Origin of the sequence: Gottfriedia sp. NPDC056225 (assembly GCF_042267765.1) — a bacterium.
Classification (GTDB): domain Bacteria; phylum Bacillota; class Bacilli; order Bacillales; family Bacillaceae_G; genus Gottfriedia.
The window spans coordinates 1-21,799 of sequence record NZ_JBHJTJ010000041.1 but is presented as its reverse complement, the minus strand read 5'-3'; the positions used below and the strand labels follow the sequence as shown (position 1 = coordinate 21,799).

Genomic DNA, 21,799 nt, shown 5'->3' with positions numbered 1-21,799 from the left:
ACCTGCAAAATATAGTCCTTCACAAAATCTACGATCGTCTACTTCTATTGTTTATATAATGCATTAAATTTATTAATTTTTCCTTTAAATGGACAAAGAAAAAGACTATCATTGAAAACTTTTCAAAAATAGTCTTTTTTAGATCACTTAACTTTATTTTTAAAATGTTTAATAATGACTTCAACGATTCTTCTAGAAGCTTCGCCGTCTCCATATGGATTCGATGCTTTAGACATTTTTGCATGTGCCTCTTCATCTGACAGCAATTCATCAGCTAGTGCAAAAATGACATCTTCGTCAGTTCCCGCAAGCTTTAATGTACCAGCGTCAATTCCTTCAGGACGTTCAGTTGTATCACGTAATACAAGAACTGGTACGCCTAAAGATGGTGCTTCTTCTTGCACTCCACCAGAATCCGTTAAGATTAAGTGAGATCTTGCCGCAAAGTTATGGAAATCAATCACATCCAGTGGCTCAATTAAATGGATTCGATTGTCATTTCCTAAAACATCATTTGCAATTTCGCGAACAACAGGGTTCATATGTACAGGATACACAACTTGAATATCTTCATGTTTTTCGACTAAGCGCTTAATCGCTTTAAACATATTCCTCATTGGTTCCCCTAAGTTTTCACGACGGTGTGCAGTCATTAACACTAAACGGTCATTACCGATTTGATCTAACACAGGATGAGCGTACTCTTCCTTTACTGTCGTTTTTAGCGCATCGATTGCTGTATTACCAGTAATAAAGATTGTTTCTTCTTTTTTGTTTTCAGCTAATAAATTTTGGGCTGATTTTGTTGTCGGTGCAAAATGGAAATCCGTCATTACACCCGTTAATTGGCGGTTCATTTCTTCTGGATATGGTGAATACTTGTCCCAAGTTCGTAAACCTGCTTCAACATGTCCAATCGCAATTTGATTATAAAAAGCTGCAAGACTAGCAATAAAAGTAGTCGTCGTATCACCGTGAACTAATACTATATCAGGTTTCACTTCTTGCATAACTTTATTTAATCCTTCTAAACCTCGAGTTGTTACATCGATTAACGTTTGACGATCCTTCATTATATTTAAATCATGGTCAGGAGTAATATCAAAAATCTCAAGTACTTGATCAAGCATTTGTCGATGCTGAGCTGTAACCGTTACAATTGATTCGATCTGATCAGGATGTTTCGCTAATTCAAGCACAAGCGGCGCCATTTTTATCGCCTCAGGTCTTGTTCCAAATATAGTCATTACTTTAACAGTCAAAATTCTTTCCCCTTTCAAAATGAATCGGTTATTTCCTAATATGTATCTATCTATTGTATCTTAACTATGAAATAAAAACATTTATTATCACGAAAAATGTAAATTTATTCCACTATTTTTTCGTGACTTCTCGCCACATTTTATAGCGATAATCTTTTTCCATCCGTACTAATTAGTTTCCCACATATTAAAACCATTCATACACGATGTATATAATATGGTAGAAAAAAGCACAGATCCTTCTTTTTAGAATTCATTGTGCTCATACCTTCTTAATGAACTAATTTACTTTGTAACTCATCAATTAGACTCAAAATCTCTGAACACATTTTATCCATACAATAGTGTTTCTTAACGAATTCAACTAGTTTTTTCCCTGATTCTTTTTTGGAATTGGCGATGAATTCCGCTGCTTGGTCGATTGTTTCAAAAATGTACTCATCAGGGAAGATTGTTCGAGCTCCTTCACGATTTAAAACAATAGGCACAGCGCGAGAAGCCATCCCTTCCATCGGTGCTAGGTGGAAGCTTTCATAATCGCTTACAGATAAGACATAACCGATTGACTGAAGCCACTCCGCTGAATCTCCCCACTCTTCAAATTGAATTTGATTACTATAGGGGGATTTATCAATTTTTCGAAATACATTCGTATAATAATCATGCTCTTGTTGATTATTCCATACCCACGAAAATTCTTTCGGATGCTTTCCTTTAATCGAAAGAGAGTATCGACTGTCTTTTTCACATAATTTTTCAAAGATAGCAAGCGCTCGATCTAACCGTTTTAACTTCGGCACATAACCAAGTAAGCCAATTCGGAAATTTGCGTCATACTCCTTAGGCAAATGAAATCTCTCAACATCAACACCATTTGGAATGACAACCATCTTATCTCTAGGAATTTTCGCAACTCGATGAAACTCCTCAAATATATAGGAAGAAATCGCAATAACCTTATCAATCTTCGTAAAATCAAATCGTTCTGGAAATGGTGTATTCATTTCAAAACGATGCATTCTGACGATTAATACTTGGTGTTCTTTTTTATGCTCCTGGTACCAAACGACATTTCCAAGTCCCCATTCGCAAAATAGAACATCCGCCCAATTAACGATTTCTATGCTTTTTGTAACCTGGTGAATTGTATGGCCTTCCCATAAATCTATTTTAATTTCGATGTCGCCTCTTGCTTCAAATCTCTTAATCGCATCGTTTATAAACTTTAAATCATGCCCAATAATCGCCAGTTTCATAAAGACAGCTCCTTATACTAAAATTCTCTCGATTTCGTCGTGGTCAATGGCTTTTTCATAGGCATTTCGATAAAAATTAAACTCATCAATTTCAAAAAATTGAACGCCAGCTTTTGAAAAATGATCAATCGTTGATTTTGTCTCTAAAAGCCTCATAAATTCATTAGGATGAATAAATCTTGTCGCCTTTGTACAAATCAAAGCTTCGTCAATTCGGCAACTATTCACATAGCTATAGCTATTTTGATTCCCTTTAGCAATAATCGTATCATTTGTATATTTTGTAGCGAGCATCAAATCTCTTAAATAATTTTCTCCGTAATAATGATCTAAATGAATTGGTACAATATAACTCGAATCAACAAGATCATTAATACTAAAGTAATGATGGCAGTAATCAATCAAGTATGTTTTTACATTCCCATGATTGTTTTGATTAAAAATGTCTAAATAGCCATCAAATAAGTCGAGTAAAATAACTAGCTTTTTCTGTTTAATTCCTTGTCGATTGTAGATTGCCATTAGCTTCTCATAATCTGCATTACTTCGAACAATCCCTACTAATGTAGCAGTCTCTTCGTTTCTTTCATACGGCAATTTAATAAGATCAAGTAGCTCCTCAACACGATTCGTGTAAGTATGCTCTTCTAATACTTTTCGTAATGTGAGTAAACGGTTTTTCTTGTAATAAGTCTCATCTGTATAATAATTAGCAAGGCGTTGCTTCATCACTTTTTCATTGTCGGTAGCCGTTACGATTTCACCAAACATTCTATGAATCCCTTCTGAATGGGAACTAATGATTGGCGTATTACTCGCCAGCAACTCAAATACTCTCCGGGCAAACATTGTCGGAGATTTAGTAATACTATTCACATTAAGTGCTACTTTATATCCTTTATAGGCAATGTCGATTTCATTTTGTTTTAAGTTACCAACAATAAACGGTCGATACTCTTCTGGAAATTGATTTGGACTTGTTGGATTATGATAGTTTCGATCATAAATATCTAGTCCATATTCTTTCGAAGCATTCACTAGCTTCTCCATCGCACTTGTCCGTTCAGGGAATTTTTTACCGTAATATGCTCCAGCAAAAACGACCTTTTCTTTACGTGGAAGATATTCAATTGGATTGTGAATTTTTGGTTGAGCTGCAAAAGGTAAACAATATACATTTTCACAGCCTTCTGCCTCGTAATACTGAACTGATTCATGATCAGTCGTGAACACATAATCAAAATGCTTCGCAGTATCAATGAAAGCTTGATAATGAAACGGATCTTCTTTATTCCAAAACACGGTCGGGATATAGTGCTCTTTACACCAATAAACTAATTTTAAAAGTTTCGTATGATCCCGATGATTTTTCGTACCAATCTTATCCTTCCAAGCCCCTTCGTTACCAAGCCATGCAGACTCACAAAAGAAGAAATCAATTCGATGCTTTTTAAATTCATCTAACCAGTTCTCAGGCGTGATCTTTATTAGTTCAAACTCATAATCAAAACAACGCGTCGTAAATTCATCTGCAATAAACCCAACTCGAAAATCTTTAATTTCCTTTTTTTGTTTCTTCAAGTAACTATTGTCTACTTTACTTTCTTTATATGAACCCATTAATTTAGCATGGAAAAGATGCAATGTACCTGCGCCAGTCATGTGAATTGAAAAAGAGACCGATTGAAACTCTTTTTGAATATATGGAGTTAAATCGACTAACTCATCTAATTTAAAATTTAATGTGCTAATGTAATCTTCATGATCAATAAATCGCAATTCAAAAACAACTTCACATTTACCACCACTGACGAAGCCTGTAACCCCAAATTTCGTAAATAATCTGCTTCTTCCTTCATTAAATAATAGCGTCACTAAATTATCGCTCTTTACATAATCAATAATAGCAGTCTGTTTAATTAGTTTGTTTTGAATTAAAATTTCCTTTTCCTTTTGGAACTTTTGAACACCTTTACTAACAGTGAAATCATCAGCTAAAAATGAAAATAACTCATGGTTTTGAAAATAAAAAGGTTCATCCACATTCATTAATTTTTGCAGCATCATTTTTGTATCAAATTTCTCATTGCGTAGTCGCGTGATTTGTTTTTCGATAGATTCTTTTAACATGAATGTCCCCTCATTTTCTTTTTAAATACTTCAAAAGCTTCCAGTACTTCCTTGCCAATTTCCCAAATTTCGAATTCCTAAATGTTTCATAGTTTAATTGTAGCCTTTGAAATTCCTCTTGCAGCTTTTCATATTCATATGAACCAAAAGATTGCTTTACTTCGTTTACAAGAACATAATCATCGAGCCCCATCATAAATTCCTCATGCTCCACAATTAAATCCAGCTGACGAAATAACTGCTCTTCCATTCTTTTTTCCAATTCCATTACCTTATTGGAAAGGAACTCATTTTGCTTTACTAACAATTCATTTTGACGTTCCATATTCGCATCGAAATCCTCAGTCGTAACCTTTATTAAACTTGGCTTAAAATTTAAAGTTGTCGAATCAACATGATTATTACTCAATAATTCACTATTCTTCATTTCAAACCTCCAGAAATGATGTGTTTATTCATAAAGAAGATATTTTTATTATTTTAAGATTAACTTTTTAATGTGAATCTAAATGTGTATCCTTGTTAAAAAATTGTAAAAAAAATAACTGCCAGTGCAAAAATTTTATTCGACTACGAAGCAGGGATTTATATTTAGAAAAAATTAAAAGATGCATATAAATTCTTTAAAATAAAAATAAACATAAATTAAAGGGGCACCCGGCACCCAATTCAAATTAGGGGGATAAAGATGGCAGTACTAAATGTAGGGAGTTTTATGTATATACTTTAAATTCACATGAGAAACAGAAGATAATTCGTAAGAAAGTCGAACTTGTTAAAGTTACCGAAGAAGTGATTGATTTTGAGGAGTCAGGACAAATTTTCACTGACGATGTCTTCTACTTTTAAGTATGGAAAAACGGAAAAGCAGTCGAACTTTTTAGTGAAAGAAGGACTCTTGTTGGCACTCTTACACCTATAGAAAGGAGAGCACGGTGCTATAAATGCAGTTATCCTTTGGAAAGAAAAATACATGATATTTGCGAAGATTGTGGTTGGATTAAATGTCCAATCGAAGGTGCTTGTGGTTGCAAATATCTATAATTGTGTTTTATAATATGTGACTTCCAAATTTAATAAAATCCTTCTATTATTCCTGTGTATATAAGATATTTTACTACCTTGTTAGACTAATGTATGTGTTAGTAAATTAAGATTTGAACACCAAAAAAGGCATTGCTCTTTTAAGCAAATGCCTTTTTTGAATTATTCAACGTTCTTTAATTTTGAATTATGGTAAGACTTTTCAATCGCTTCAAAAATTCTCTTTGAGTTATTTGTGTCTTTATATTTAAAAATTCTATTCGAATTTCGTTGATATTTCTTTTCCGTTGTAAAACCTCTATTTGAAATTTTTATAATTTCATCAATTAATTTTTCCTCATTATTCACAATCTTTCCTAGATCACTATATTTAATCTGTTCAGTAGGTGCATGATGATTTTTATGTGGATCAAATTGATAAAACACTACTGGTTTATTCATGTAGAAGATATCACTTGAAACAGATGAATAATCTGTCAATAACAACTTTGACTCCTTCAATAAGTCTGATACCTTGGCATCCTTTTTTAATAAGAATTCAATATTAGGGTGATCTATAATGAAGTTTTCCAAAAATCGTTGCATCTGATGATGAATATAAAACTTAACCTGGATATTTTTCCTACTAATAAAATCTTGAAATTCTTTATTTGATATTAGATTTTTGTATGTCTTAAAGTACTCGGAATTTGAGAATTGTTTTTTATTTATTTTAAATAAATGACGTCTCCAAGTAGGCATAATTAATATTTGCCTTTTTGTTTTAGCATCATGTAAATTATCAAATCTAGCTAATCCTGTTACTTCAACTTCATCATTTGAATAATTAAGAGTTTCCATAATTATTTCTTTTTCAAATTCTGAACTAGCTATAATTAAATTTTGATTGTACTTTTTCTTTGATAAATATGGAGAAATATTATGAATAATAACACCATGCTGTATACATACTTGAAACTTATTCTTTAATTGCTTTCTAAATCTTGATCTGAAATCTTTCGAAGGATTAGGATAACCACTTTCACCAAATGTCCAAGCACTAACAAATACATCCGCTAAAAGTGTATATATTTTATGTTTAAAGGAAGAGTGATGAATAACATTTCCTAAATTGGCAACTTTAGCATAATGCGGTGAATTTTTTTCGATTATATAATAAATTTTCCTATTAGGGTGTTGCTCTCTACAATACTTAAAAAAGAAATATCCATTATCTTCAGCTTGATCAGCTCTTTCACAAATTAACCATACTTCTTTATTTACATATAGAATTTTATAGATAGCTACAATTAGCAGTAAAAAATATTTAATAATAAGTCCTGTTACTTTACGAATGGCTGGCTTTATTTTGCGGAATGGCTTTGTCATTTTCCATGTTAAATCTTCGCTTGGATCAGTTGGATTCTTTTCCAAATAGTTACTGTATTTGTTTGCTATATGATATTGGTATCTCTTACTCCTAAACAACTTCATATAGCTTATCGCTTCAGAATATTTCTTCAAACTTAAGATTGCAAAGAATCCTTTATAACCTTCTAGTTTAATTTCCTTTAAAACTTCTTCTAAATTTATCTCTTTTGTTATTAAGCGTAAAAGTTCTAATAATTTAATTTGAAGCTTTTCATCTAATTCATCTACAAATTTCTTCTTATCTATTAAAAACATTAATTGCTTAATGTACATACCATATGCATGCTTTTGTAATTCCACATTGGACTCTTCTTTTACTTTTAAAAACAAATTATCAATTTCTTTGACTTGATTTATAAAGTACTCATCATCAATTTCATTATTTTTAATTGACAATACATCATTCGTTCCAATTTTTTTATTTGTAATATATTGCTTAATAATATAATACTTTAATCCAATATAATCTATTTCTTGAGTCTTAGTTTCTATAAGATATTCTTTTAAGGTATTAGTCCTTAGTAAATTCATACTCATTAAATCAGAATAGGTAAAATCATTAAAATTAATTGGATTAACTTCTAATTTTTTTTCCTTTACAGTAGAAAAAATGCAATCGTATTTACCGGAATCAGCAATTCTTAAAAATATTTCTAATAAATATTGATTGAGGCTAATTTTACGATCATAAATAAAAACATATTTACCATTAAGATCATCTAACTTCAATTTTGTATTTACCAAATTTAAGTTACTAAACTGCTGTGATAATATTTCTTCAGTCTCTTCAGCCAATAACTCATTTTCTGTATTATAAAGGATTAATTCAATTTGATCTTGCTTAATACTTTGCTTCTTGATTGAATTAATACAATCTATTACTTTATTAATCTCCTCATTTATATATGAAATTATGATGCTAAATTGCAAGTTACGACACCCTCTTTACAAGACTTATAACTTTTCGTAATGGATTTGTCACTTTCCAAAAATTACTATTCTTAATTTTTCTCGACTTCTTATAATCTTTCGCTAATTCAATGTTGACTTTATACCACCATCTTCTAGAAATTAATAAAAGATTATAATCTAAAGCTTCCTCAATATGTCCAGAGCTAATCAAACTAAGGATTGGCTCTTCTACTTCCATATAGTCTTTAGCTAAATCAGGGTCATATCCAATTGCTACATCTTTTACTAAATTAAAAAGGGCATACTGTTGTTCTTTTGGTAAATTTTTAAAGTCTGCGTCACCGGTTTTCCAAAAAATTGATCTAAATACGTTAATCTGAAAATATTTGAAATCTTTTTTTGAAAGTAAAGGTTTTATTAACAAAGCCGATTTCACATCATTTTGGACCGTACTAATAATATCTCTTTGTGTTAAAGATAGATTTTTCTCATCGTTTCTTCCGCGATATAAATAAATTACTTCAGGAATATAGCTGAACTTTTTAGCTTTAGAGAATAATTGAATATCATAATATTTATCTTCTCCATTTTTCATACCCTCGATAAAATTAATATTATTTTGTCGCAAGAATTCAGTTTTTACTAATTTTAAATAAACTGCTGTTTTAACTTGATAGAAAAAAGGAGCATCCTCTATATTCACATCAATATATTTCTTTTGTAATTGATATTGTTTAAATGTAACATGTTCGTGTCTACGCTTCGTTTGATCATCAAAGCTGATCATCTTACCCATTACAAAATCAGACTCACTGTTTTCAATTACATTAATTAATTTTTCGTATGCATCTAAAGGTAAAACATCATCTGGATCTAAAAAGATCGTATACATACCTGTTGCATTTTCAATTCCAACATTCCTCGGTTTACCAGGAGCACCAGAATTCTCCGTGAAATGAATTGCTTTAAAGTTTGGATACTTACTTGCATACTCATCAATCAAAATTGGGGTACGATCGGACGAGCAATCATTCACCATAATCACTTCTAACTTTTCATACCCAATCGTTTGATTTAATAATGAATGTAAACATTCATTGATATAACTTTCGACATTATAAATAGGTAAAATAACAGAAATTAATGGTTGATTCACCCGTTTTCCCCCTTTATTAAAACTTAATTTCTCCCACCATTTTAACTTTCTGAAAAAAATTACATTAATTTATTTTTCAACAAACAAATTATTCAGAAAATTATTCTAAAGTAAAATATAATATTAAGTTTTTGTAATGTTTTTAATAAAATTTGTAAAATAAATGTCATTTTATGCTACAAAATGTATTATAACATAAAAAATGTCACAAAAAATCAGTACTTTTTAAAATTAAATTTCAATTAAAGTTAGATTAATATAATATCAAGTGAAATATTTCTCATATTTAAAAAATAAAATAACCAGAATAAGAATTTATTCCAATGGCTATTTGTCGATTAACGAAATTGCTTCGTAAGTAACAAAATATAAAAAAGACGCTTTACTTTTTAAAGTAAAAACGCCTTAAAAACAACAAGATCCTTATTCTAGGGAATACTGCTCATCAAAATACTTCCTATACTCACCAGAAACAACCGCTTCCCACCATTCCTTATTATCCAAATACCACTGAACAGTTTGAGCAATTCCAGTATCGAAATGATAAGTAGGTTTCCATCCAAGTTTTTCTAATTTACTAGGGTCTATTGCGTATCTCTTGTCGTGACCTAAGCGGTCTTGAACAAATTCAATTAAGTCTTCTGATTTTCCAAGAGTTGAAATTATTGTTTTAACGACTTCTAAATTCGTACGTTCGTTATGCCCACCTATATTGTAAACTTCTCCATTTTGTCCTTTATGCAAAACTAAATCGATTGCTGCACAATGGTCTAGCACATGTAGCCAGTCTCGAATGTTTTCTCCAGTCCCGTAAACAGGAACCTTTTGGTTATTTACAACACGTGAAATGGTTAATGGGATTAGCTTTTCCGGGAAGTGATATGGACCGTAGTTATTTGAGCAGCGTGTGATATTCATAGGGAATCCGAATGTTTCATGATAGGCACGAACTAGAAAGTCAGATGATGCTTTGCTTGCGGAGTACGGACTATTTGGTTGTAACGGAGTCTCTTCAGTAAAAAATGTTGTAGGATCGAAATCCAATTCACCATATACTTCATCAGTTGATACGTGAACGAATTTTTTGATACTAATTGCTTTAGAAGCATCTAATAAAACTTGGGTTCCTAACACATTTGTTTTGACGAATATTTCTGGCTCGGCAATTGAGCGATCCACATGGCTTTCCGCTGCAAAATGGACGACATAATCGAACTTTTCTTTATTAAATAATTTTACAATCTCTTCACGATTCGTAATATCGACTTTTACAAAATGATAGTTCTCATTTTTTTCGATGTTTTTATGCTTCGTTAAATCACCTGCATATGTTAAAACATCTAAATTATAAATCGAATAGGAAGGATAGTTACTCAACATATATTGAACAAAGTTGCCACCGATAAACCCGGCACCACCTGTAATCGCTACTTTCATTTATTACTGTACCCCGTCTCTAATTGAACTAGATTTCAATTGAACTAAAAATCTTGCTAGTGCATCTTGCCATGAAGGTAAAGGAGTGAATCCATTTTCAACTAGCTTTTGTTTCGATAATCTTGAATTCTTTGGTCGAGAAGCCCGAGTAGGGTATTCTTCGGTTGCAATTGAATTGACTAACATTTTACGGTCGGCTTGTTTGAAAATTTCTTCCGCAAATTCTGCCCAACTAGTATAGCCATCATTTGTAGTATGATAAATTCCGTATTTGTTAGTTTTGATAAGTTCTACTATTAATTTAGCCAAATCAACAGTATATGTCGGTGAACCGATTTGATCACCTACTACATTTAATTCATTTCTAGACTCTGATAGTTTTAACATCGTCTTTATAAAATTATTCCCATTAATCCCGAATACCCACGAAATGCGAAGGATAAAATACTTTTCGATTAAAGACTGAACAATTTTTTCTCCTTCATACTTTGTTAAACCATAATAACCAATCGGTTCAGGTTGGTCCTCTTCGGTAAAAGGATTTTCACCTTTTCCATGAAATACATAGTCTGTACTAATATAAACAAATTTTGCATTTTGCTTTTTTGCAGCTTCAGCTAAATATCTCGTGCCTTCAACATTTACATTCCAGCAATTCACTTTATCATCTTCAGCTTTATCGACCGCTGTGTAAGCAGCACAATGAATAATTACATCAGGTTTATATGAATCTACTAAAGCGAATACTGATTCTTTCTTCGTAATATCAAGCTCTTTTCGACCGCAGCCTTTAACATTTAAACCATGTCGTTCGCATTCCTTAACGACATCGTACCCGAGTTGCCCGCCGTAACCAGTTACTAAAATCTTCATTTTATTGCTCCTTATAAACAAAATTAATTTCAGCATCCTTTAATAATGGAGCAGTTTTGTCTTTTGCTGATAATAATGGAGAAAGATTGATTGGCCATTCGACCTTTATGTCAGGGTCATTCCAGTTGATCCCTCGATCACACTCAGGTGCATATAACTCATCTACTTTATATTGAACTTCCACATCATCCGTTAATGTCATAAAACCATGAGCAAACCCTTTTGGTACTAATAATTGCTTTTTATTTTCAGCACTTAATTCAATCCCAAACCATTCCCCGTATGTCGGACTCCCTTTTCGAATATCTACAACTACATCAAAAATCGAGCCCCTTGTACACCGCACTAATTTCGTTTGTGCTTTTGGAGATAATTGATAATGCAAGCCACGTAAAGTTCCCTTCATCGCTGAAAACGATTGATTATCTTGAACAAAATGTAAATCCATGCCAAAATCCTTCATTTTTGAATCATTATATGTTTCCATAAACCAACCACGGTGATCACCAAAAACAGTCGGTTCAATAACTACAATACCCTTTAAAAAAGTTTCTGTAATCTTCAAAGATAATGACTCCTTAATATTTAATCTCGCCACTTGCAACTTTTCGTAAATATTGTCCATAACTCGTTTTATTCAGATGCTCACTTAAACGTAATAATTGCTCCTTATTAATCCATCCATTAATATAAGCAACTTCTTCCGGAGCAGAAATTTTAATCCCTTGATGCTCCTCAATTGTCTTTACAAAATTCGTTGCCGAAACCAAGCTCTCATGCGTACCAGTATCTAACCATGTATAACCGCGCCCTAAAAGCTCTACATCTAATTCGCCCAAGCTTAAATAAGCTTCATTGACAGAAGTAATCTCTAACTCACCACGATGAGATGGTTTTACGTTTTTAGCCATTTCAACGACACGATTATCATAAAAATACAACCCAGTCACTGCATAATTCGACTTCGGAGCAACAGGCTTTTCTTCAATACTTAAAACTTTCCCGGACGCATCAAACTCCACAACCCCAAATCGCTCAGGATCCTGAACATGATAACCGAACACTGTCGCTCCGTTTTCTTTCAACGCTGCTTTTTTCAAAATACTACGCAACCCACTACCATAATAAATATTGTCACCTAGTATCATCGCAACAGAATCATTTCCAATAAACTCTTCACCAATAATAAAAGCTTGAGCCAACCCATCCGGACTAGGCTGTACCTTATATTGCAAAGAAATGCCAAACTGAGACCCATCACCTAACAACGCCTCAAATCGAGGCAAATCCTCTGGAGTCGAAATAATTAAAATCTCTCTAATCCCCGCCAGCATCAAAGTAGATAACGGATAATAAATCATTGGTTTATCATACACAGGCAATAGCTGCTTACTAGTCACCATCGTCAATGGATAAAGTCGCGTACCACTACCACCTGCAAGTATAATGCCTTTAATCGTCAAGACCTCCTAAACATTTTTACTCATAATTTTAGGAATATATATATTATTATGTTGATGAATAAGGGTGTGTGTAGGTAAAACTCTAATTTGGGAGGAATGAGTATTTTGGGGTGAATTTTAGAAGAAATTAGTAGAGTCATAAATATAAAAAGACATAAAAAAATAAACACCGCTAAAAATATAATTTTTAACGATGTTTATTTGAAGGTTTCGTTATTTATTCACTTCTTAAGGTAATTCCAAATGTTGACGCAATTCAGTTGATACTTTATCTTGTTCTTCTTTCGATACAATTACATACCAGATTCCGTCAATCTTCTTACTCTCACCTGTAATTTGGGTTTCAGTAACATTTTTCGCAGCCGTACGATAATCTTTTTGGATTGAAACCATATCCTTCAAACTAATATTCGTCACTACATTTTTTTGAATCGCTTGTAATACAGATTGATAGTTTGTTAGAGAAGAGATGGTTGCTCCTTTTTTAACAACCGCTTCAATCACTTGTCTTTGACGAAGCTGACGCCCAAAATCTCCTCGTTTGTCTAACTTACGCATACGAGAGAACTTTAACGCATCTACACCATTTAAATGAAGTTGCCCCTTCGTAAAGTGCACGCCTTCATAAGTAAAGTCTAAATCATTATTAACGTCTACCCCATCAACTGCTTCAACAATATCCTTAAACCCTTCCATATTTACCTCAAGATAATAGTCAATCGGAATGTTCAAGAAATTTTCAACCGTGTTAACAGACATTTGGATTCCACCAAACGCATAAGCATGGTTAATCTTATCTACTTTATCTTTTCCAACAATATCAGTTCTCGTATCACGTGGAATACTTACCATTTTAGTTGTACTTGTTTTTGGATTAACTGTTAACACAATCATCGAATCCGAACGACCTTTATCACCAGGACGATGGTCAACACCTAGTAGTAAAATTGAGAAAGGCTCTTTCTTTTCAACACTTAAATCTTCTTTTCGTTTGTCCGTTTTCTTTATTCCTTGATAGATTGCATCTGATGTTTTATTTACATTGTGGTAGATTGAATATGCGTATCCGCCTATTCCTAAGCCAATTACAAGTATTACACTAACTATGATTAATAGTACTTTTTTTGCAGTGGACATTTTTTTCTTTGAGTGTTTTTTTGATCTGGACAAGGTTATTCTCCTTTTAATATGTAGTTAAATTGGGAGTAAATCAGAGTTGTCTTTTTTACTAAATTTAAACAAAAAAATTACACGACCTCTAAAAAAAGGTCGTGCTTTTAATAAATTTAAATTTATTCACTTACTGATCAAAGCGACTTAATAAATCCCTCTTAATTGATTCTAATTTTTCACTGCTATTTTCTAAAGAATTTCCTTTAACGCCAAAATAGAATTTAATCTTCGGCTCAGTACCTGATGGTCTTAATGCACACCATGATTCATCAGATAAAATGTATTTTAGTACATTTGATTTTGGTAGATTAATCTCAGTTGTCGAACCATCTTTAATCGCTGTTTTCGTACTTTCCTTATAGTCTTCGATTACAACTACTTCAATACTAGCAATCTCTTTTGGTGGATTCACACGAAACTCATTCATCATTTGTTGAATTTGCTCTGCCCCATCTTTCCCCTTCAGTGTCATAGACACTAAATCTTCTTTAAAGAAACCATACTTTTCAAAGATTTCTAGTAACCCATCATATAAAGTTTTGCCTTGAGACTTATAATAAGCTGCTACTTCACAAGCTAACATAACAGATTGAACAGCATCCTTATCACGTACAAATTCACGGACCAAATAGCCGTAGCTTTCTTCATATCCAAATTGGAATTTGTATTCACCTGTTTGTTCATATTCTTTAATTTTCTCACCAATAAATTTAAAACCGGTCAGTGTATCAATTGTATCAATACCATAATTATGAGCAATCACTCGTCCAATTTCAGAAGTAACGATTGTTTTTAAAACGACACCATTTTCAGGTAAAGTTCCAAGTGCCTTCTTTTGAGATAATAAATACTCAAGCATTAACGCACCAGTTTGATTACCTGTTAATATCGTAAACTCACCTTCCGAGTTACGAACAACAACTCCTAAACGGTCTGCGTCTGGATCAGTTGTAATTAATAAATCCGCATTTACTTGCTCACCATACTGAATACTTAGTTCGAATGCCGCATGTTCTTCCGGATTTGGAGATTTTACAGTTGTGAAGTTTGGATCTGGAAGTTCCTGCTCTTTTACTACAGTTACATTCGTGTAGCCTAACATACTTAAACCATTACGAACAGGAATATTAGATGTTCCGTGTAATGGTGAGAAGACAATATTTAGATCCTTCGCATACTTTTCTACAATTTCGGCATTCACAACTACTGTTTTTAACTCTTCTAAATAAGCTGAGTCGATTTTTTCACCAATCATTTCTAGTAAACCATTAGTTAGTAAATCTTCTTTTGAAGCTACTTCTACTGATAATTCATCTTCAACATGATCTACGAAACTAGTTAATGCATCTGCTTCTGCAGGTGGTAATTGACCACCATCAGGTCCATATACTTTGAATCCGTTGTATTCAGGTGGGTTGTGACTTGCTGTCAGTACAATCCCACTGAACGCACCTAAATAACGAACTGCAAATGATAGTACTGGAGTAGGACGCAAACTTTCGAACACATATGTCTTAATACCATGTGCTCCAAGAGTTGTTGCAGCTTCCATTGCAAATTCAGGTGATTTGTGACGAGAGTCATATGCAATTACTACACCTTGACGTTTTGCTTCTTCACCTTGTTTTTCGATGAAACGAGCTAGTCCTTCTGATGCTTTTCTTACTGTGTATATGTTAAGTCGATTTGTTCCAGCGCCTAGTTCTCCTCGCATGCCGCCTGTTCCGAATTCTAGGTTTTTGTAGAAGCTGTCTTCTATTAGTTTTTCATTTGTTTTCATTTGTTCTAGTAATGATTTTAGTTCATTGTCTAGTGTTGGGTGGTTGTACCATTTATTAAATTGAACTTTATGATTCATTAAATTACCTCATTTTATTTATGTTTTAAATTTTTATTAAATAAACCTAGTAGAATAAATAAAACCTTAAATATGGAACTTCATTTAAAATTGAAAATTCCATAAATTAAGGTTTTATTTTTAGACCTAATAGAAATTAGAATATTATTTATTACCAGGATTATTTTCTTTAATCTTTAATTGATTACCAAGAATAACTAAAGTAAATATAGAATCGCTCTTTGGATATGTTTGGAGTTGATGAGTATACTGTACGTGAATGGATTGCTCTATTTCATTGTAACTTATCGCATTTACTTCATTAGTAATATAATTTTTGCTATTCGGCTTTTGTATGTCTATATCATGATCTACAACTTGATAATATTTAGTATTAATAATTAAATAATTGCTTAACTCTTTAAACATAGTTGTATCCTTAAATGCACGATTATATGTCAGCGTATAATTACTAATAAAGTTTCGAACATTGTCTATATTTATTCTTTTTTCTATTTTATATGTACCACTTTCTTTTGTTAAATCATAGCTAATAATATCAAAATCTTTTTCTATTTTTCCATTTGTATCAGATAATACTTCATATGTATATACAGTAATATTATCTTTATCTTTAGGTTCAATTTTCAATATATTTATTTTAATATGCGATTGACTATCAATTAATCCATAAATTTCTTTTTCTATTCTATCTCTGTAAATAGAATCTTTATAATACTTCAATACCTGATCAGAATTTGCTTGAGTAATACCTAAATTGTACGCTTTCTCATATTGGTACATATAGCTGTTTATACTCTCTTTAACATTAAGATTTTTTGACTCCGCAGTATTTGGCTTAGAGTTTTGTATAGATGTTAGAATATATGATTTACCATCTTTATAAGCATGTTTAATCGCACCATTAAAGGTTCCTATAATAGATAATATAGTTGCGATTATTGAGACAATCGTAAGAATTCTTTTTGACAAACTCTCAGGATTCTCTTTCTTCTCTCTACTTCTTTGTTGTTCCGTCATAAATTCTCTCCTCGTTGCTATTATCTGAATTTTTTAAACACTAAAATATTATAACAACACAAACACTATATTTCTATACAAATTAAACCATTTTAGTTATTTATTACCATAAATAACTAATAGTTTAATCTTATTGAAAATATGTATTAAACTATTAGTATTTTTTACCTAAAACTTATATCACGAGTTAAACATGCGAAGCAATTATTACCATTTTTCCATCAATAGTAAATTCCTTAACGTAAAATGGAATTAAGAAATGTGAACCCTTTATTAAAGAATGAGTTTCTTCATTAATAGAAATACTTCCTGCACCTTCAACAACACTAGCTAAAATGAAAGGATTATTGTTTGATAGATTTGTGGTTGCAGTTACTTTCCATCTTTCTACTGAGAAGAATTCATTGTTTATAAATTCTGTAATTAATGTCCCTTCTTGTTGATATTCATTTCTAACTGGATTAGCATCGACATGTGGAAAGATAATGACGTCCATGGATTTTTCTATATGTAATTCTCTTAAATTACCGTTATCATCACGACGATCATAATCATATAAACGGTAGGTTGTGTCAGAGTTTTGTTGTGTTTCTAGGATTAATGTACTTTTACAAATTGCGTGTACCGTTCCGCTTGGTATATAGAAAAAATCACCTGGCTTTATCTTAACTCGTCGAAGAACTTCATCCCACTTGTTCTCCTCAACTGTTGAAAGAAATTCAGCTTTTGACTGAGCATTATGGCCAAGTACCAATTCAGCATCTTCTTCACAATCAAGAACATACCAGCACTCGGTTTTTCCTAACTCACCGTTCTCATTGATTTGAGCATATGTATCGTTAGGATGAACCTGTACTGATAAATCGTCCTTTGCATCTAGAATTTTTGTTAATAGTGGAAATTTTTCCCCTTCTAAATTTCCAAATAAGTGTCTTTGCTGGGTCCATAGTTCGCTAAGTGTTAAACCTTTACACTCCCCATTAGCTACTACACTAGGACCATTTTCATGAGCTGAAATAGCCCAACATTCTCCTATTTTGTCATTAGGAATCTCATAATTAAAATTTTTTTTTAGTTGAGTTCCACCCCAAATACGTTCTTGGAAGACTGGTCTAAAAAAGAAAAGATCCTGTTTTTCTATTAATACATTCATTTTCATAAACCTTTCTCAATTATGCTAATAACAAAAAGCCATCTAGAACATCTAGATGACTTTAGGAATAATCTTTAAATTTAAAATTTCACAAATTTTATTTACTATAAGTCCAACTTCATTTTCACATTTAACTTCTTTTCTAATTGGAAAATCATTAACGGAATATAATTCTTCTAATGTAATCGTTTCAGTTAAATTATATTCCTTTAAATATGCAATAGTATTTCTATCTTCATTTAATGATTGTCTGTCAATCACATACAATGATTTGCCTTGATTTACAGCTTCACTAACTGTACCCCAACCTGCTTTTGTTATTATGATATCACTTGCTGCGATATAGTTTTGTGACTCTGTATAGTCTAATGGAATTTTAAAAATGTTTTTTCCTTCAACTTGAATATTTGATGAAACAATATAAACATTCTCATCATTGGACCAAATAGGCAAATCCATTAATGCCATATTTATTTTCATACCTATTCCAACAAATATTACCTTTTTGATACCTAGTGGATTAACAAGATTTTTAATTCTATTAACTTCATCTTGATAAATTGTTCTACTGAAAAATGAAAAATTGAATTGTCCAAACCTACCCCATTTTTCTTGACTTGTTGCTAGAGAGAAATAGTAATCCAGTTGTTCATATGATTTGCTTAATCTTTCCAATTCCTGTTCATTTAGCAAATCATTGTATGCAGAATACCAAGTAAAATTGGAAATGCCTATTGTAGGAACATCGAGAATAGATCCTACTTCTATTCCAACCGGAGATATATCAGATAGAATCCCGATAATATTTTTATCTTTAAAGTATTCCAGTTCTTTTTTAACTTTTTCTTCCCAGTTTTCATAGAAATCAAGAAGTCTACTTTTAAGTGCAGTTGGGTCTGGATCTATTGAATCTTTTTTAAGCACGTATCCGATATCCGTCTGAACTTCATGAAAAATAACACGTTCACTATATTCAGCTAATGATTCCTTTAAAAATTCAGCTGCGAACGAATTACAAATAATTATTCTAACATCTGATGTTCTATTTAAAAAATTACGGATAACGGCAATACTTCTCGAAGCATGACCATATCCGTAATCTGAAATATAATATACGATTGTTTTCATCAATTACCTCATGAAATATTATCTTTTAACCTTGCTATAACACTCGCGTTCAATATCTAACCACTCTAAATATTTACGCTCGATATCACCTTCAACAACTGGATAACCTGTTTGGACTTCGATAAATTCTAAATCAGTGATGGACTTTAATGAGTGGTAATAGCCAACTGGAATGGTTAATACATCACTTTCACGAACGACATTTATTTTCCCATCAATTACAAATATTCCCTCACCTTTTACAATCGTCCAAACTTTTTCACAATGTTGGTGACGATGATAACTCAAATTCTTTCCCGGTTGAATATTAATGCGTTTAGTTACGTTATGCGTTCCATCATCATATACCATTTGGTCAAGTACACGATAAGAACCCCAACGACGCTCTTCAAACATTGGGCGCTGATCTAAATTTTCAACAACTTCTTTTATCTTTTGACTCGCCATTTTTTCAGATACTAGTATCCCATCAGGACTAACCGAAACGATTGCATCTTGAATTCCCATTACCGTTACTGGAATATGCAATTCATTAATGACATGAGTATTTTCACAATTTCCCCATTTAAATACTTGGCCAATTGTATCAGAACCCATTTCCTCAGTTAACGTGTTCCAAGTACCAAGGTCTTTCCAGTATCCTTCATAGCCAATCGCAACAATATTATCAGTCTTTTCAACAACCTCATAATCGAAACTAATTTTTGGTAATTTACTATAATTAGAAGAGAGTTCGCTATAAACTAGTGGTAAATCTTTTTCTTCAAGAATTTTTAACATTGATCCTAAACGAAATGCAAATACACCACTATTCCAGATTGCACCATCATGAATTAAATCTTCTGCTTCCATTTCAGATGGTTTTTCTTTAAAATGACTAACTTGGATAACCCCATCTTTCACCGTTGATGGAACAATATAACCATATTTAGATGATGGATAAGTCGGGTTAATTCCCATGAGAGCTAAATCAGCATCTGAATTTTTTAATACATTTTCTAGGTCTAAAACACGTTGAAAAAATGCTTTATCAACGTAAGGATCAACTGGTAATACTGCAACAATCTCATTTTCGTCGATAAGTTCTTCTGAAAATAAAAAAGAAGAAGCTAATGCAATCGCTGGGAATGTATCACGTCTTTCCGGCTCAACAATTGTTTTAACTTCTTCACCAATTTGACTTTTAATCATTTCAGTTTGTGTTTTACTTGTAGCAATTACCGTATTTTCTGCTACTCCTAAGGTCTCCAATTGGCCCCAGACTCTTTGAACCATCGACTCTAGCTCGCTATGTTCGTTTGACAATACTTTTAAAAATTGCTTTGAACGTGAGTCATTTGATAATGGCCAAAGGCGTTTACCTGAACCACCCGATAAAAGGACTAATTGCATTTTATCTCTCCTAATATAAATTTAATAATTTTTAACACACGTTTCTATTAAATAAACTAGATGACCTTATATTTATTTAATTGCTTGATTCCAACATCCGCTAAAGCATCTTTAATCTATGAAATTATGGTTTGGCAAACTATTCACTTTCTGTTGTAACACTAGTGTTCTTTCTCAAAGTGTTATTCTTTGAATGTCAATATATCACCTTTTTAAAATTTTTTTAAATACTAAGCATAAACCTTAAATAGTCTTCTTTTAAATCTAATTAGAGCCCTTTTACAAAAATCTTTAGATAAATAATAAACTTCCTTCTCAAAAATTAACCCTATAAAAATATAAATAGGAAAAATTACCAAAGATAATAACATTCCCCAAATCAATATTTCTGTATAAGATGTCAGATTAAAAAATGAATAGTATGAATTAGATAATACTATTAAGGTAAATACTCCTATATTGATTAACCACCTTCTAAAAGTAACAATTGGATTACGTTTTAGAATAACTTTATTGGCATAAATAATCATATCAGTAGAACGGTATAACAATGCACAAATTGTTCCTAATAAAACCCCATAAATTCCTAAGAAAGTGACAAATACTATAGAAAAAAACAAGTTTATAGTAGATTCTAATATTGATCGGTATTGAGTGCTTTTAAAGTGTCCAGCGATAAAGATTACATTATTAGAAGACGTTCGTGCATTATTAAGCAATTTAAGTATTACAAATAAAATAGGTAATATCGGATCTAGATAATTAACATCATCGATATGCAAAGTGTATAATTTCATAAAAGGTAGTATTAAAATAAACGCAATAGAAAATAAAGAAAAAACAAAAGCCATAAAGAATACTTCATAAGTATCATAAAATTTAATAAATTTCTCTTTTTTTTCATGAAAATTTTGACCTAGGGCAAAAGTAAAACTATTGTTAACGGTACCAATAATTCTATCAATATTACTAAATATTAAATTATACATAACATACACGCTTACAACTTTTAAATTTGTAAAAAAAGTTAATATTAATAAATCTGTATTATTAAATATTAAAGTGGAAATTTGATGAACAAGAGCAGAGCTTTTTTGAGAAATTGCATCAAAATTAGGACTAACTTTTAAGT

At 31.8% G+C, this 21,799-nt stretch carries 17 protein-coding genes; all 17 read right to left on the bottom strand.

Features of this window, described 5'->3' with window-relative positions; all coding sequences use genetic code 11:
• Positions 1–143: 143 nt before the first annotated feature.
• Positions 144–1,247, bottom strand: a complete 1,104-nt coding sequence (gene wecB, locus ACFCYN_RS20115) for a non-hydrolyzing UDP-N-acetylglucosamine 2-epimerase (RefSeq protein ID WP_216854285.1) — start codon at positions 1,245–1,247, stop codon at positions 144–146.
• Positions 1,248–1,534: 287 nt separating this feature from the next.
• The gene (locus ACFCYN_RS20110; RefSeq protein ID WP_172446944.1) at positions 1,535–2,518 is read right to left on the bottom strand and encodes a glycosyltransferase; all 984 of its coding nucleotides are present in this window, start codon (positions 2,516–2,518) and stop codon (positions 1,535–1,537) included.
• 12 nt (positions 2,519–2,530) lie between these two features.
• Entirely contained in the window at positions 2,531–4,648 is a 2,118-nt protein-coding gene (locus tag ACFCYN_RS20105) for a glycosyltransferase family protein (protein ID WP_172446943.1), read from the bottom strand.
• Between the two features lie 10 nt (positions 4,649–4,658).
• Complete coding sequence (locus ACFCYN_RS20100; RefSeq protein ID WP_172446942.1) at positions 4,659–5,075, bottom strand: hypothetical protein; 417 nt, start codon at positions 5,073–5,075, stop codon at positions 4,659–4,661.
• Between the two features lie 779 nt (positions 5,076–5,854).
• Positions 5,855–8,032, bottom strand: a complete 2,178-nt coding sequence (locus tag ACFCYN_RS20095) for a CDP-glycerol glycerophosphotransferase family protein (protein WP_172446941.1) — start codon at positions 8,030–8,032, stop codon at positions 5,855–5,857.
• A gap of 1 nt (position 8,033) precedes the next feature.
• The gene (locus ACFCYN_RS20090) at positions 8,034–9,170 is read right to left on the bottom strand and encodes a glycosyltransferase family 2 protein (RefSeq protein ID WP_216853983.1); all 1,137 of its coding nucleotides are present in this window, start codon (positions 9,168–9,170) and stop codon (positions 8,034–8,036) included.
• Positions 9,171–9,593: 423 nt separating this feature from the next.
• On the bottom strand, positions 9,594–10,607 hold the full coding sequence (gene rfbB, locus ACFCYN_RS20085; protein ID WP_375951299.1) for a dTDP-glucose 4,6-dehydratase: 1,014 nt from the start codon (positions 10,605–10,607) through the stop codon (positions 9,594–9,596).
• Positions 10,608–10,610: 3 nt separating this feature from the next.
• On the bottom strand, positions 10,611–11,480 hold the full coding sequence (rfbD, locus tag ACFCYN_RS20080; protein WP_172446939.1) for a dTDP-4-dehydrorhamnose reductase: 870 nt from the start codon (positions 11,478–11,480) through the stop codon (positions 10,611–10,613).
• A gap of 1 nt (position 11,481) precedes the next feature.
• Positions 11,482–12,045 (bottom strand): dTDP-4-dehydrorhamnose 3,5-epimerase, encoded by a 564-nt coding sequence (gene rfbC / locus ACFCYN_RS20075; RefSeq protein ID WP_172446938.1) that lies wholly within the window; start codon positions 12,043–12,045, stop codon positions 11,482–11,484.
• 13 nt (positions 12,046–12,058) lie between these two features.
• Positions 12,059–12,937: a glucose-1-phosphate thymidylyltransferase RfbA gene (gene rfbA, locus ACFCYN_RS20070; RefSeq protein WP_172447782.1), complete on the bottom strand. Its 879-nt coding sequence runs from the start codon at positions 12,935–12,937 to the stop codon at positions 12,059–12,061.
• A 234-nt stretch (positions 12,938–13,171) separates the two neighbouring features.
• Positions 13,172–14,113: a polyisoprenyl-teichoic acid--peptidoglycan teichoic acid transferase TagU gene (gene tagU, locus ACFCYN_RS20065; RefSeq protein WP_375951297.1), complete on the bottom strand. Its 942-nt coding sequence runs from the start codon at positions 14,111–14,113 to the stop codon at positions 13,172–13,174.
• Between the two features lie 130 nt (positions 14,114–14,243).
• Positions 14,244–15,974, bottom strand: a complete 1,731-nt coding sequence (locus tag ACFCYN_RS20060; RefSeq protein WP_375951295.1) for a phospho-sugar mutase — start codon at positions 15,972–15,974, stop codon at positions 14,244–14,246.
• Positions 15,975–16,118: 144 nt separating this feature from the next.
• Positions 16,119–16,994: a hypothetical protein gene (locus ACFCYN_RS20055; protein ID WP_375951294.1), complete on the bottom strand. Its 876-nt coding sequence runs from the start codon at positions 16,992–16,994 to the stop codon at positions 16,119–16,121.
• Positions 16,995–17,181: 187 nt separating this feature from the next.
• A complete protein-coding gene (manA, locus tag ACFCYN_RS20050) occupies positions 17,182–18,153 on the bottom strand; it encodes a mannose-6-phosphate isomerase, class I (protein ID WP_375951293.1) in 972 nt (323 codons plus the stop codon).
• A 45-nt stretch (positions 18,154–18,198) separates the two neighbouring features.
• Positions 18,199–19,275 (bottom strand): glycosyltransferase family protein, encoded by a 1,077-nt coding sequence (locus ACFCYN_RS20045; RefSeq protein ID WP_375951291.1) that lies wholly within the window; start codon positions 19,273–19,275, stop codon positions 18,199–18,201.
• An 18-nt stretch (positions 19,276–19,293) separates the two neighbouring features.
• Entirely contained in the window at positions 19,294–20,667 is a 1,374-nt protein-coding gene (locus ACFCYN_RS20040) for a sugar phosphate nucleotidyltransferase (RefSeq protein WP_375951289.1), read from the bottom strand.
• Between the two features lie 230 nt (positions 20,668–20,897).
• Positions 20,898–21,799 (bottom strand): polysaccharide biosynthesis protein (locus ACFCYN_RS20035; protein WP_483867244.1); only part of this gene is annotated, 902 nt, incomplete at its 5' end.

Excerpts from the sequence above, each read along its gene's own strand:
- wecB (WP_216854285.1), bottom strand. The coding sequence starts at position 1,247 with ATGACTATATTTGGAACAAGACCTGAGGCGATAAAAATGGCGCCGCTT.
- ACFCYN_RS20110 (WP_172446944.1), bottom strand. The coding sequence starts at position 2,518 with ATGAAACTGGCGATTATTGGGCATGATTTAAAGTTTATAAACGATGCG.
- ACFCYN_RS20105 (WP_172446943.1), bottom strand. The coding sequence starts at position 4,648 with ATGTTAAAAGAATCTATCGAAAAACAAATCACGCGACTACGCAATGAG.
- ACFCYN_RS20100 (WP_172446942.1), bottom strand. The coding sequence starts at position 5,075 with ATGAAGAATAGTGAATTATTGAGTAATAATCATGTTGATTCGACAACT.
- rfbB (WP_375951299.1), bottom strand. The coding sequence starts at position 10,607 with ATGAAAGTAGCGATTACAGGTGGTGCCGGGTTTATCGGTGGCAACTTT.
- rfbD (WP_172446939.1), bottom strand. The coding sequence starts at position 11,480 with ATGAAGATTTTAGTAACTGGTTACGGCGGGCAACTCGGGTACGATGTC.
- ACFCYN_RS20060 (WP_375951295.1), bottom strand. The coding sequence starts at position 15,974 with ATGAATCATAAAGTTCAATTTAATAAATGGTACAACCACCCAACACTA.
- ACFCYN_RS20055 (WP_375951294.1), bottom strand. The coding sequence starts at position 16,994 with ATGACGGAACAACAAAGAAGTAGAGAGAAGAAAGAGAATCCTGAGAGT.
- manA (WP_375951293.1), bottom strand. The coding sequence starts at position 18,153 with ATGAAAATGAATGTATTAATAGAAAAACAGGATCTTTTCTTTTTTAGA.
- ACFCYN_RS20045 (WP_375951291.1), bottom strand. The coding sequence starts at position 19,275 with ATGAAAACAATCGTATATTATATTTCAGATTACGGATATGGTCATGCT.
- ACFCYN_RS20040 (WP_375951289.1), bottom strand. The coding sequence starts at position 20,667 with ATGCAATTAGTCCTTTTATCGGGTGGTTCAGGTAAACGCCTTTGGCCA.